Genomic DNA, 13,290 nt, shown 5'->3' with positions numbered 1-13,290 from the left:
TAAGGAACACGATTATATCCCAAGCTCCTTCATCAGATCATCTGAATCATCTACCACGACGGCACTATTAACCGCCGCAGACCAGGATGGGTCCGCCGCCTGACTGCCCTGGCCGTGCTGAGCTAGCAGGGCATCGGGATCGTCTTCTTCGTGTTCGAACTCTGCCAACTTGATAAACTCCGTCTTATCCATGGCGTATTCGAGATAGAAGATATGGTTTCTGGCAGTCTTGAAGGCGACACGGCGCGCCACCGCCTCATCTAAGTTGGTGTCGATGGAGATGGTCAGTTCCTTATTAATAGTCAGCATCTTAGGCTGACTCTGATTAATAGAGGTCTGCAGCTCCTTGTTTACCTTGACGATAAAATCACCCAGGATTTGATTCATCAACTCACCCATCACGTCCCCCACCTCATCCGAGGTATGGGAGAAGGCCAGCTCAGATTCGGGCATGCCCATCTGCTTCATATAGGCCTGATAAATTTCCACCGCCGCCGGCGCCGAGAAATTGATCACCACCAAGCCCGAAAATCCGCCATCAAAGATGGAGAAACAGCCCAGATCTGGCTTGAGGCAGGTCTTGGTGATACTTTGCACCATGGCCGCGTGGCTCACCTGACTGGCCGTGGTGCTTGAGAGCACATGGCACACCGAATGGCAGAGTTTAAGAAGAATATCGTCGGAACTGATCACTTGCGAGGTCATAGTCTCATCACATGTCAAAAAAGAGTCATACTCCATTCTGCGCGCTATTTCGATAAAAATCAAAATCAAAACAGGGGATTAGTTAATTCTCATTCAGAGGCTAATTCTCGAGCAAAATTGACCTTAGCAAACTCAGTGCTCATCACGCTCACCTCACCTATCAAAACCTTGAGTAAGACGCAGTTAAGCGCCTCACAGTACATAAAAGATTCATTGTTCGATTGCGTAAAAATGCCAAAACGATCCATCGCTAACGTGAGCCAGTTCAATTAATTAACAATAAACAGTCAATCGATTGACTATTCGTTATAACCGCATTCTCAGGCAACACGTTAGCCTGTATATTAGCGGCATTTAACCGGGCTATTAAGGACATATCATGCTTGCGATCCTCAGAAGGTTTACCATTCTTCAACGCCTCATCTTTATGCTGGTGCTTGCCGCCATCGGCACCTTTGTCTTCGCCAGTTTTTCGATCAACGAGCAGCGCAACAACCTGATTAAGCAGAAGTGGCTACAAAACGATGCGCAGTTATCCACCCTCCTCAGCGTCGTCGACACACACTATCGCCAGACCCAGCAGAATAAATTGACGCCGGAAGACGCCAAACGAGAGGCAGCAAATCTGGTCAATCAGATCCAATATGGCGAGAGTGGCTTCTTCCTGCTGTTTGACCAAGACCACACACTACTGGCCAACGGCGCCGCCCCGGATAAGCTTGGCATCAAGCCCTCAGCCCTGACCAGTCAAATGGGCGGCAACGGCCTGGACAAGTTGCTCGATAATGCAGCGGCGTCCGGTGTTGCCAAGGCACGCATGGAGATGAGAAATCCAGTTACCGGCGAGCGTGAAGAAGCCTTAATGGAAGCCCGCACCTTCCCGGCCTGGCAGTGGACGCTGGTGACCACCTCTTACATGAGTGACGTCAACGACACCACCATCAGCGTGATGTACAACTACCTGGGGATCATGTTGCTTATTTCAGTGCCTATCTTCGCCTTCTTCTTAGTCCTCAATCACTCCATCAGTTCGCCCCTCAACCAGGCGATCGATGCGATGAAAGATATTGCCGAAGGCGAAGGCGATCTCACCAAACGTCTACCGACTAAAGGTAAAGATGAAGTGGTGGCCCTCGCCATCGCCTTTAACAACTTCGTTGGTAAGATCAACAAGATGGTTGCCGATCTCCAGCCGGTGGGACAAGATCTTAACCAGGATGCCGATCGCCTGTTCAATGCCGTCGCCGAGTCCAACGCCAGCGTAGATCATCTGCACCAGGAAACCAGCAGCGTCGCCACCGCCATCAATCAGATGCTATCGACCACCCATGAGATGGCCAGTAGCACCCAGCAGGCGGCAGATGCGGCCAATAGCGTCAAGCAGCAGGCCCAGGATAGCAAGCAGCAGATGGATAGCACGGTAGAGAACACCCATAAGTTGGTGCAGGAACTGAAAAACGCCGAGAGCATCACCCAACATCTTGGGGTCTCCTCCGAACAGATTGGCAGCATCCTGGATGTGATCCGCGGTATCGCCGATCAAACCAACCTGCTTGCGCTTAATGCCGCCATCGAGGCCGCCCGCGCCGGCGCTCATGGCCGTGGTTTCGCCGTTGTAGCCGACGAGGTCAGAGCCCTGGCTAACCGCACCCAGGACTCCACCAATGAGATCCAGAAGATCATCACAGACATTCAAAATGGCGTGACCAATGTGATGCACAGCAACAGCGATACCCAGAGTCAGTCGGTAGAGCTGCAGCAACAGGCCCAGGCCGTGGGTGATTCACTCAATACTATCTTGGAGCTGATCGCTCATATCAGCGACATGAATACCCAGCTGGCCAGCGCCACCGAGGAGCAGTCTCTGGTTACCGAGGAGATCAACCGTAACATCTGTAGCATCACCGAACTCTCCGAGGTGTCGGTTAAGGCCAATGAGAGTAATCGTATGGCCGCCGAGTCGCTGCGTCAGATAAGTCAGACCAGCGCCAAGATATTAGGCCAGTTCAAGGTATAAAATACAGATATTCAAATAGATAGCGAAACAGACAGGGAGCCAATTGGCTCCCTTCTTATTAACGCTCACAAAGCAAGACAAGAGCGAGTCCCCCCCTACAAGCACATTGAAAAATCCCCCGCCAAAGCTCGACAGCTGATATTAAAACTGTGATAAGCTTAACGACATCACATTTTTCTGCATCGGTGGGATCACATAACCATGGCCCGAATGACGTTAGCGGTTCATCCTCAGCTATACAGTATTCACAGCTTCAGCCCAGACAGTGAATTAGTGCCCGAGGTGTTTCGTCAGCCCATGTTTTTTATCGGCAAGACCAAAGATGAACTCTCAGTGGTGGTGCCCGCCGAACTGCAACTCGACAGCCTCGAAGAGGAGAGCGACTGGCGCTGCCTCGAGGTCGTCGGTCCCCTGGGCTTCTCCATGACGGGGATCCTCGCCAGCGTCTCAGGCACCCTCGCCGAAGCCAAGATAAGCATCTTCGCCATCTCAACCTTCGATACCGATTATATTCTGGTGAAGAAGGATAAGCTGCAGCAAGCGATACAGGCGCTGAAGAAGACCAACTATCAGATCATTCATTATCAGGCCTAGCGCCAGAGCGTCATTTCCAAAGAGCGAGTGTTATGTACCAAAAGACAGTCACCATCATGGCCGAACACGGCATTCATACCCGGCCTGCGGCCCTGCTTGTTAAGGCAGCCAAGGCCTATGATTGTGACATCATAGTGGAATGTCAGGGCAAACAGGCCAGTGCCAAGAGCCTGTTCAAGCTGCAGACCTTGGGCCTGTATAAAGGCGTCGAGGTCAAGGTCAGCGCCGATGGCGAGCAGGCAAAACCGGCGGTGGATACCGTCGCCGAGCTGCTTATCACCTTAAGTTAACAGGAGTCAGGATGACGATTAGAGGCATAGCGGTAGCGGCGGGCATCGCCTTCGGACAGGCAAAAGTACTACGCACCTACGAAAGTAAACTCGACTATCATCTCCTGCCACCAGCCCAACTCGCCCGCGAGCAACAAAGACTCAATCGCGCCCTCAAGACCCTCATCAAACAAAGCCAGGCCTGCGCCGCCAAGCTCCACCCCGACTCCGACAACTATCAGCTGATCGAGGCCGATCTCCTGCTGTTAGAAGATGAGGAGCTACTGGCCGAACTCAGCGACACCATAGGCAAGCGCCAATTTTCCGCGGCACTGGCGGTGGAGCACAGCTTCGCCAAACAGGCACAGGCGATGCAAGAGGCCGACTCGCCTTACCTGGCCCGGCGCGCCGAAGATGTATTAAGCCTGGGCCAGCGGCTGATCCGTACCCTGCTCACCGGCCACTGCGATAACCTCAGCCGCCTACCGGAAAACGCCATCGTACTGGCCAAGGATATCACCCCGGCTGAGTTCGCCACCCTGCCCCTGGAGCGCGTCAGCGCCTTGGTACTGCAAACCGGCGGCGTAACCAGCCATACGGCGATTCTGGCCCGCAGCGCCGGCATTCCCACCCTGATGAGCTGCCCCTGGCATACCCTGGAGGTATCAGATGGCATGACGCTAGCCGTGGATGCCATCAATGGTGAGCTCTATGTTGAGCCTGATGCGGCGCAAGTAAGCGATCTCAACGCCCAGAAACAGCAGGCAGACGAGCGCAAGTCGGCACTGCAGGCCTTGAAGGGCAAAGTGACCCAAACAAAGGATGGCCGCACCATTCCCCTGCTGGCCAACGTGGGCTGCATCAGCGAAATCAATCATCTGGCCGACGTGGGCGCCGAGGGGGTTGGCCTGTTTCGCACCGAATTCTTGTTCATGAACAACCATGAACTGCCGGACGAAAACCGTCAATATCAACTCTACTGTGATGCCCTGCAGCTGTTAGATGGCAAGCCTCTCACCATTCGCAGCATGGATCTTGGCGCCGACAAGGAAGTGCCTAGCCTCGCCATGGACGTGGAGGAAAATCCGGCGCTTGGGCTCAGAGGGGTGAGATACACACTCGCCCACCCAGAGCTGTTTGGTGCCCAGCTCAGGGCGATCCTCAGGGCCGCCAACCATGGTCCCATCCGCCTCATGTTCCCCATGGTCAATCAGGTTGAGGAACTCGAAGCCGTGCTAGCGTTGCTGGAAAGCTGCAAGCAGGAGCTGGTCGAGGCCGAGAAAGGCTTTGGCGAACTTGAGCTTGGCATAGTGGTTGAAACCCCGGCGGCGGTGTTTAACCTCGACTCCATGCTGCCCCTGCTGGACTTTGTCAGCATAGGCACTAACGATCTGACCCAATATACCATGGCCGCGGATCGCGCCAATCCACTGCTGATCGATCAATACCCTGTGCTCTCGCCGGTGATCATCCGCCTGATTGCTCAGATCATAGAGAAGGCCAAGGCCGCCAAGGTGCGGGTCTCCATGTGCGGCGAACTGGCCAGCACCCCCAATGCCGCCGCCTTGTTGATTGGACTCGGACTGGAAGAATTTAGCGTCAACCTGGCCTCGCTCCTCGAGGTGAAACAGGCCCTCAGTCGTTGGTCTTACCCAGATTGTGTCGAACTTGCGCGCAAAGCCTTGCAAGTTTCACGCATCGATGCGTTAAATCAATTATTAACACACTGTCACTCTTGATAATTTTTGAGTATGCTAGGCATAATTCATCACGACACATCAGCGTGCTAACACAGGGGCAAATTAATGGGATTTTTGAGCCGCATAAGACGTTTAATTTCTGGTCAGCCACCCATCACGGGCGGCATTGATGTTTATGCGCCAGTGTCGGGCGAGATCGTGGCAATCGAGAAAGTGCCGGATGTGGTCTTTGCCGAGAAGATAGTCGGCGACGGCATCGCGATAGCCCCAAAAGGAAAGCAGATAGTGGCGCCGGTCGATGGCACCATAGGCAAGATCTTCGAAACCAACCACGCCTTTAGCATAGAGTCGCCTCAAGGCCTCGAGCTGTTCGTGCATTTCGGTGTCGGTACGGTCGAGCTCAGGGGCAACGGCTTCACCCGCCTGGCCGAAGAGGGCCAGCAGGTCAAGGCCGGCGACCCCATACTCGAGTTCGATCTCGACTATCTCAAGGAGCATGTAGAGAGCCTGCTCACCCCCGTGGTGCTGGCCAACATGGAAGATATTCAGGGGCTCGACAAGCGCCACGGCAGTATCGAAGCCGGCAAAGACGTGATCTTCTCGGTTCAGCTCTAACGCGCACTATCACCCGGTGCATTCAGTGCCGGGTTCCCTTAACTCACTTCAGCAACTCGTTAACCCTTAGCCTAAGAACCACCATCAGCTGAATGATTTTTTTTCAAACAGACACTTGCCCCGCGCTTAACCCTTGAGGCGAACTCGACTCGGTGCCACAATGAGCGGCAAGTAGAAGTGGTCGCCAGCGAAGCGGCTAAAGTATTACAAAAGCCCTAGTTTACAGAAGCACTCACGTTTCGCTAAACGGCCTTTGCCCCACATGGAGAATCAAATTTTGACCCTATACGGTATTAAGAATTGCGACACAGTCAAGAAAGCGCTCAAGTGGCTAGACGCCAACCAACAAGCAGTGACCTTTCATGACTTTCGCGTCGACGGCCTCACCGAGGAACACCTTAACGCCTGGGTCGAGCAAGTCGGCTGGGAAAGCCTGTTTAATAAACGCAGCACCAGTTTTCGCAACCTGAGCGATGACGAAAAGGCCGATATCGGCAAGGATAAGGCGATCGCCCTCATGCTCGCCTATCCCACCCTGATCAAACGTCCCGTGCTGGATCATCAAGGGCAGGTAAGCGTTGGCTTCAAGCCCGCTCAATACGAGGAGATCTTCAGCCGATGAGCCAGGAAGTCCTCACACTGGCACAGGATCTGATTGCCAGAGCCTCGGTCACCCCGCTAGACGAAGGTTGTCAGCCGCTGATGGCCGATCGCCTCAAGGCCAAGGGGTTTAATATCGAATCTATGGTATTTGAAGATACCACCAACATGTGGGCGCGGCGCGGCTCAGAAGGTCCGCTATTCTGCTTTGCCGGCCATACAGATGTGGTGCCGGTTGGCGATCTTAACCGTTGGCACACACCACCCTTCGAGCCTGTGGTGATCGACGGCTATCTTCACGGCCGTGGCGCCGCCGACATGAAGGGGTCACTCGCAGCCATGGTGGTCGCCACCGAGCGATTCGTCGACAAGCATCCAGATCATAAGGGCTCTATCGCCTTTCTGATCACCAGCGACGAAGAAGGCCCCTTCATCAACGGCACTACCCGGGTGATCGACACCCTTGAGGCCCGCAACGAGAAGATCACCTGGTCACTAGTTGGCGAGCCCTCCTCTACCCATAAGCTAGGGGATATCGTCAAGAACGGTCGCCGGGGCAGCCTCACGGGTAACCTCACCGTCAAGGGCATTCAGGGCCATGTCGCCTACCCGCATCTGGCCGATAACCCCATCCACAAGGCGGCGCCTGCGCTCGATGAGCTGGCACGCATGAAGTGGGATAACGGCAACGAATTCTTCCCGCCGACCAGTTTTCAAATCGCCAATATCAATGGCGGCACGGGCGCCTCAAACGTGATCCCGGGCAGCCTGGAGGTGATGTTTAACTTCCGTTATTCCACCGAAGTTACCGCCGAGATCTTAATTCAGCGGGTACTCAATATTCTTGACGCCCACGGGCTCGACTATGAGATCAGCTGGATCTTCAACGGCCTGCCGTTTCTCACCGATGCAGGCCCGCTGCTGGATGCCACCCGCGAGGCGATCCATGAAATCACCGGCACAGAGACAGACCCGCAAACCTCTGGCGGCACCTCGGATGGCCGTTTCATCGCCCCGACTGGCGCCCAGGTGATCGAGCTTGGCCCGGTTAACGCCACCATTCACAAGGTCAATGAGTGCGTCAAGGTCGAGGATATCGAGCAGCTCGCCAAGGTGTATGAACGTATCCTGGAAAAGCTCCTGTGCTAGAACCGGCAATCTATGGTTTTGATGAGCCAACACTCGTAGATCACCAGGGCCACAGGCTGGCCCCCGAGAGCGCCGCGCAGCTTACCAAGATGCAAGGCGCCGCCGCCAGCGATGGAATTAACATTGCCATCTGCTCCAGTTATCGTGATTTCAATCGCCAGCTCGGGATATGGAATGCCAAGGCGAGCGGTAAGCGGCCGGTATTGGACGCAGCGTCTCGGCCAATGGACATCGAGACGTTAAGTGAGAATGAGCTGCTAGATGCCATACTGCGCTGGTCGGCATTGCCCGGCATGTCACGCCATCATTGGGGCACAGATCTGGATCTGTTCGACGCAAACGCCATCAGCCGAGCATCCCTCGAGCTTATCGACAGCGAGTATCAGGTAGGAGGTCCCTGTCACGGGCTGCATCAGTGGCTAGTGGCACACGCGGCTGACTTTGGTTTCTACTTTCCCTATCAGGCAGGTCTCAGCGGCGTCAGCCCAGAGCCTTGGCACCTGAGTTATTACCCACTGGCCGATAGCCATCTGGCCAGCTTCGATATCCATGCATTAGAGACTCGGCTCGAGCAGGCGGATATCGCGCTTAAGGACCCAATTCTCGCCCGACTGGAGGAGCTGGTATCACGCTATGTCTACTTCGTTGCTCCTTCGCCCAACGGGCCGGTTAACCCAATTATCAATGAGTGATCTCACATGAACCTCGACAATTTTCGTCACAGTTTCAATCTCAACGGCCACCAGATGAGCTATCTGGATGTCGGCCAGGGCCCTGTGTTACTGCTCGGCCACAGCTATCTCTGGGACAGCGCCATGTGGGCGCCGCAAATCGACCACCTCAGCCAGCATTATCGCTGCATAGTGCCGGATCTCTGGGGCCATGGTCTGTCAGATCTGCTACCAAGCGATTGCCGTTCACTTAAGCATCTCGCCGAGCATTATCTGGCGCTGATGGACAGCCTGGAAGTGGATGAATTCTCAATACTTGGGTTATCTGTTGGCGGCATGTGGGGCGCAGAGTTAACCTTGCTTGCGCCGCGCCGCGTGAAAACGCTGGTGATGATGGGCTGTTTCCTCGGCTTCGAACCCGAAGTCAGCCGCGCCAAATACTACGCCATGCTCGATGCCATGATGGCTGCCGGGCAGTTGCCGCCACCACTGATCGACCAGATAGCGCCGCTATTTTTTGCCGATGAGGTCGAACAGAAACAACCTGACCTCATCGCCGCCTTTAAGGCCTCGCTCGCGAAGCTGGCGCCAGAGCGGCTGGAGAGCATCTCTCGCCTCGGCCGCATCATCTTCGGGCGCCGGGACATCATGGAAGATGCCGCGCAGTTTACCCTGCCGACGCTGATCATGACAGGCACCCAGGACAAGCCCAGACCTGTGCTGGAAGGCTATCTGATGCATGATGCTATCGACGGCAGCGAGTTTTTGCATATTCCGGAGGCGGGCCATATCTCAACCCTGGAACAGAGTGAGTGGATCAATCAGCACCTGAGTGATTTTTTCGCCAAACATTTGAACTAAGCCAGCAAAAAAACGCTAGCCTAGACTGAGTAGACCAGCAGGGCAAATCTTTGATGCTAGAATGCTGCCCAGCAAAATCTTCTTCATCGACATGATGTTAACTAAATGAAACTACTTAAACCTTTGTTCGACAACAACCGCCGCTGGGCCAACCGCATCCTGGAAGAGAACCCTAAGTTCTTCGAGCAACTGGCCCAACAGCAAAATCCCGAGTATTTGTGGATTGGCTGCTCGGACAGCCGGGTACCGTCGAACCAGATCATCGATCTCATGCCCGGCGAGGTATTCGTACACAGGAACATCGCCAACATGGTGATCCATACGGATCTCAACTGCCTCTCAGTGCTGCAATATGCCGTCGAGGTGCTCAAGGTGAAACATATCATGGTGGTGGGCCATTACGGCTGCGGCGGTATCAAGGCCTCCATGGGTAAGGAGCGCCTGGGACTGATCGACAACTGGCTGGGGCATATTCGCGACATCCATCGTCTGCACGCCAAAGAACTCGCCGAACTTGATGAGAAGACCCGCTTCGATCGCCTGTGTGAGCTCAACGTCATCGAGCAGGTGGGCAATGTTGCCAGTACCACCATAGTGCAAGATGCCTGGGAACGCGGCCATAAGGTGGCGGTACACGGCTGGATCTACAGCGTCGACAACGGCCTGCTGTCGGATCTCGACGTTACCGTAGACATAGATACCTTTCGCAGCAGATAGCTCCCAGACACATCACCTCCTCCTTTAAGGCAGGCCACAGCGCGCATGATGGTCAAATCATGCGCTATCGCCAGGCCCCCTCGTGTAAAAGCAAAAAAAAGCCTCCTATTTCAGTAAATATTCCTTAATAAACATCGCAGTTTTCCACCCATCGCGTTTATAATTCGCATTGATTTATTTTTCGCGCCGCGGGCGCAGCGAATGCTAAGGAACTATTCCATGCCTGGTTTTGAATTATTTGGTCCTGAAGAGAAACAGGAAGTTGCTGACGTAATGGAAAACGGTTTTACCTTCCGTTACAACTTTGATCACATGCGTAATGACCGCTGGAAGACGCGTGAGATGGAGCAACTGCTCTGTGAGAAGATGAATGTCAAACACGCCCACCTGCTCTCGAGCGGTACCGCTGCACTGCAAACCGCGCTAGCCGCCGCTGGCATTGGCGCAGGCGACGAAGTGATAGTTCCTCCATTTACCTTCGTGGCCTCTGTCGAAGCCGTGTTTATGGCTGGCGCCGTACCGGTATTTGCCGAAATCGACGAGACACTATGTCTGTCACCGGAAGGCATTGAAGCGGCTATCACGCCACGCACCAAGGCCGTTAACCTAGTCCACATGTGTGGCTCTATGGCTAAGATGGATGAGATCAAGGCAGTCTGTGAAAAGCACAACCTAGTGCTACTGGAAGATGCCTGTCAGGCCATCGGCGGTAGCTACAAGGGTCAAGCCCTGGGGACTATCGGCCATGTAGGCTGCTACTCATTTGACTCTGTTAAGACCATCACCTGTGGCGAAGGCGGCGCGGTGATCACTAATGATGAGACCATCTATAACCACGCCCATATGTTCTCTGACCATGGCCATGACCATGTCGGAAACGATCGCGGCGCAGAAAGCCACCCTATCATGGGCCTGAACTTCCGCATCTCTGAGATGAACTCGGCGCTGGGTCTGGCGCAGCTTCGCAAGCTAGATACCATCATCGACATTCAGCGCAAGAACAAGAAGCTGCTGAAAGACGCCATGGCAGAGCTGCCAGAGGTGAGCTTCCGTGAGATCCCAGATCCTGAAGGCGACTCAGCCGGTTTCCTAAGCTTCATGCTACCTACCGAGGAGCGTACTCTGGAGATCAACAAGAAACTGGCCGAAAACGGCGTCGATGGCTGCTTCTACTGGTATGTAAACAACTGGCACTACCTGTCAAACTGGAAGCACATTCAAGAGCTTAAATCACCAGCCGCCCTGCCGATCACATTAATTGAAGACAAACCTGACTATACTCAGGTGTCTGTGCCTAAGTCTGACGCCATCATGAGCCGCACCATTTCGATGCTGATCAAGCTCTCATGGACTGAAGAAGAGATCGCCCAGCGCATCGAGAACATCAAGCGTGCCTTTGCCGCTTAACTCTCGTCTCTCAAATTCCCGGTCGCAGCGCCTTGTTTGGCCTGCGACGTTACTTTTTACACTAGATGTCTCAATGGAGAATGCTGTAATGAGTTTTAAAAATTTCAAATGCGTACCAAAAATGATCTTTGGTCGTGGTTCATTCGCGCAGCTCGATACCGTACTCGAGGAAGAGCGTAAGCAAGGCGAAGATTTCGTGGTCTTCCTGATCGATGATGTTCATCAGGACAAGCCCCTCGCCCAGCGCGTACCCGCTAAGCCACAGGATCTCGTGATCTACGTTAACGTGGACGAAGAGCCTACCACCAAGCAGGTTGATGATCTCACCGAGCAGGTGCAAGCCTTTAACAGCAAGCTGCCCGTTAGCGTTATCGGTCTGGGCGGTGGTTCAACGATGGATCTGGCCAAGGCCGTTTCACTCATGCTTACCAACCCAGGTGGCAGCGCCATGTATCAGGGTTGGGATCTGATCAAAAACCCTGCGGTTCACCATATCGGTATCCCTACTGTGTCAGGTACCGGCGCCGAAGCATCACGCACCGCCGTACTTTGCGGCCCGGTACGTAAGCTAGGTCTGAACTCTGACTACACAGTATTTGACCAGATCATCATGGACTCAGAGCTCATCGACGGCGTGCCGACAGATCAGTGGTTCTACACGGGTATGGATTGCTACATCCACTGTGTCGAGTCACTACAAGGCACCTTCTTGAACGAGTTTGCCAAGGCGTTCGCCGAGAAGTCGATGGACCTGTGCCGTGAAGTCTTCTTAGACGATCACCCAGAGAAAGACGACAAGCTGATGATGGCCTCTTACATGGGCGGCATGAGCATCGCCTATAGCCAGGTAGGTGCCTGTCACGCCGTTTCATACGGCCTTGGCTACGTGCTGGGTTACCACCATGGTATCGGTAACTGCCTGGCGTTCGACGTACTGGAAGAGTTCTACCCTGAGGGTGTGGACGAGTTCCGTCAGATGATGGACAAGCACAACATCACCCTGCCGAAGAACATCTGTAAAGACTTGCCAGATGAAACCATCGCTAAGATGGTCGCCGTCACCAAGAGCATGGGACCACTATGGGCCAACGTCTATGGCGAAGGTTGGGAAGAGAAAGTCACCGACGAAATGTTGACTAAACTGTTCCGTCGAATCTAACCTGTAAGCTCAAGGTGTAAGGGGCTCCGAGTGAGCCCCTTCTCTTATGCACTGCGGCACACTGTAACTGATAGGTATATCCAAATGAATGTGACTCTGTTAATCCCAGCACGCTATGGCTCGAGCCGTTTTCCGGGCAAGCCACTGGCGCCGATTAACGGTAAGCCGATGATCCAGCATGTTTACGAGCGTGCGGCGCTGGCAAAAGGTTTAACCGCCATCTATGTGGCCACCGACGATCTGCGCATCAAGGAGGCGGTAGAAGCCTTTGGTGGCAAGGTGGTGATGACAGATGAGAAGGCGGCCTCCGGCACCGACAGAATCGAGGATGCTATCACTCAACTCGGTCTTGCAGACGAAGATCTGGTGATCAACCTACAGGGCGATCAGCCGCTGATCGATCCTATCTCTATCGAACAGATCATTACCCTGTTTGAGCGCCACCCAGGTGAATTCGGTATGGCCACCCTAGGTTATGAGATCACCGAAGAGCATGAGCTTGACGATCCCAAGCACGTCAAGATGGTGTTCGACAACCAGTATAATGCGCTGTATTTCTCGCGCGCCCGTATCCCCTTCGGCCGCGACACAAACGACTACCCGGTTTACAAACACCTGGGCGTCTATGCCTACACACGCGAGTTTGTCCGCACCTTCAATAAGCTGCCACTGGGCCGTTTAGAAGATCTCGAGAAGCTGGAGCAGCTGCGCGCACTGGAGCATGGCCATAAGATCAAAGTCGCCATCAGCGCCTTCGACTCGCCCGAGGTGGATACGCCGGAAGATATTCGTATCTGCGAAGCCCGTCTGGCAGTCGACTAGCCGG

Annotated in this window: 14 protein-coding genes; 13 read left to right on the top strand and 1 reads right to left on the bottom strand. The window is 54.2% G+C overall.

Annotation, left to right across the window (positions count from 1 at the left end; all coding sequences use genetic code 11):
• Positions 1-12: 12 nt before the first annotated feature.
• The gene (locus tag L1D43_RS06980; RefSeq protein ID WP_041511341.1) at positions 13-705 is read right to left on the bottom strand and encodes a DUF3334 family protein; all 693 of its coding nucleotides are present in this window, start codon (positions 703-705) and stop codon (positions 13-15) included.
• Positions 706-1,084: 379 nt separating this feature from the next.
• Here L1D43_RS06980 and L1D43_RS06975 point away from each other — a divergent pair, with 379 nt between their 5' ends.
• The 13 genes from L1D43_RS06975 (at position 1,085) to kdsB (ending at position 13,286) form a co-directional block, all read left to right on the top strand.
• Positions 1,085-2,722: a methyl-accepting chemotaxis protein gene (locus L1D43_RS06975; protein ID WP_239850454.1), complete on the top strand. Its 1,638-nt coding sequence runs from the start codon at positions 1,085-1,087 to the stop codon at positions 2,720-2,722.
• A 201-nt stretch (positions 2,723-2,923) separates the two neighbouring features.
• On the top strand, positions 2,924-3,316 hold the full coding sequence (locus L1D43_RS06970) for an ACT domain-containing protein (protein WP_011865665.1): 393 nt from the start codon (positions 2,924-2,926) through the stop codon (positions 3,314-3,316).
• 32 nt (positions 3,317-3,348) lie between these two features.
• A complete protein-coding gene (locus L1D43_RS06965) occupies positions 3,349-3,606 on the top strand; it encodes an HPr family phosphocarrier protein (RefSeq protein WP_011865664.1) in 258 nt (85 codons plus the stop codon).
• Between the two features lie 11 nt (positions 3,607-3,617).
• Positions 3,618-5,324: a phosphoenolpyruvate--protein phosphotransferase gene (gene ptsP, locus L1D43_RS06960; RefSeq protein ID WP_239850453.1), complete on the top strand. Its 1,707-nt coding sequence runs from the start codon at positions 3,618-3,620 to the stop codon at positions 5,322-5,324.
• Between the two features lie 66 nt (positions 5,325-5,390).
• On the top strand, positions 5,391-5,900 hold the full coding sequence (gene crr, locus L1D43_RS06955; RefSeq protein WP_041511344.1) for a PTS glucose transporter subunit IIA: 510 nt from the start codon (positions 5,391-5,393) through the stop codon (positions 5,898-5,900).
• Between the two features lie 262 nt (positions 5,901-6,162).
• The gene (locus tag L1D43_RS06950; protein ID WP_239850452.1) at positions 6,163-6,522 is read left to right on the top strand and encodes an ArsC family reductase; all 360 of its coding nucleotides are present in this window, start codon (positions 6,163-6,165) and stop codon (positions 6,520-6,522) included.
• Positions 6,519-7,649 carry a succinyl-diaminopimelate desuccinylase gene (dapE, locus tag L1D43_RS06945; RefSeq protein WP_239850451.1) on the top strand — a complete coding sequence of 377 codons (1,131 nt, stop codon included), beginning with the start codon at positions 6,519-6,521 and terminating at the stop codon, positions 7,647-7,649. The genes L1D43_RS06950 and dapE overlap by 4 nt, the downstream gene beginning before the upstream one ends.
• Entirely contained in the window at positions 7,643-8,341 is a 699-nt protein-coding gene (locus L1D43_RS06940) for a M15 family metallopeptidase (RefSeq protein WP_239850450.1), read from the top strand. Before dapE ends, L1D43_RS06940 begins: the two co-directional genes overlap by 7 nt.
• Positions 8,342-8,347: 6 nt before the next feature.
• Positions 8,348-9,181, top strand: a complete 834-nt coding sequence (locus tag L1D43_RS06935; protein ID WP_239850449.1) for an alpha/beta fold hydrolase — start codon at positions 8,348-8,350, stop codon at positions 9,179-9,181.
• Positions 9,182-9,286: 105 nt separating this feature from the next.
• Complete coding sequence (can, locus tag L1D43_RS06930) at positions 9,287-9,898, top strand: carbonate dehydratase (protein ID WP_239850448.1); 612 nt, start codon at positions 9,287-9,289, stop codon at positions 9,896-9,898.
• 219 nt (positions 9,899-10,117) lie between these two features.
• Entirely contained in the window at positions 10,118-11,305 is a 1,188-nt protein-coding gene (gene kdnA, locus L1D43_RS06925) for an 8-amino-3,8-dideoxy-alpha-D-manno-octulosonate transaminase KdnA (RefSeq protein WP_239850447.1), read from the top strand.
• Between the two features lie 88 nt (positions 11,306-11,393).
• Positions 11,394-12,464: a 3-deoxy-alpha-D-manno-octulosonate 8-oxidase KdnB gene (kdnB, locus tag L1D43_RS06920; RefSeq protein WP_239850446.1), complete on the top strand. Its 1,071-nt coding sequence runs from the start codon at positions 11,394-11,396 to the stop codon at positions 12,462-12,464.
• Between the two features lie 84 nt (positions 12,465-12,548).
• Positions 12,549-13,286 (top strand): 8-amino-3,8-dideoxy-manno-octulosonate cytidylyltransferase KdsB, encoded by a 738-nt coding sequence (gene kdsB / locus L1D43_RS06915; RefSeq protein WP_239850445.1) that lies wholly within the window; start codon positions 12,549-12,551, stop codon positions 13,284-13,286.
• The last annotated feature ends 4 nt before the right edge of the window (positions 13,287-13,290 follow it).

The organism is Shewanella sp. Isolate8, from assembly GCF_022398495.1.
Taxonomy (GTDB): domain Bacteria; phylum Pseudomonadota; class Gammaproteobacteria; order Enterobacterales; family Shewanellaceae; genus Shewanella; species Shewanella aquimarina.
This window is presented reverse-complemented; position numbering and strand designations above follow the sequence as displayed.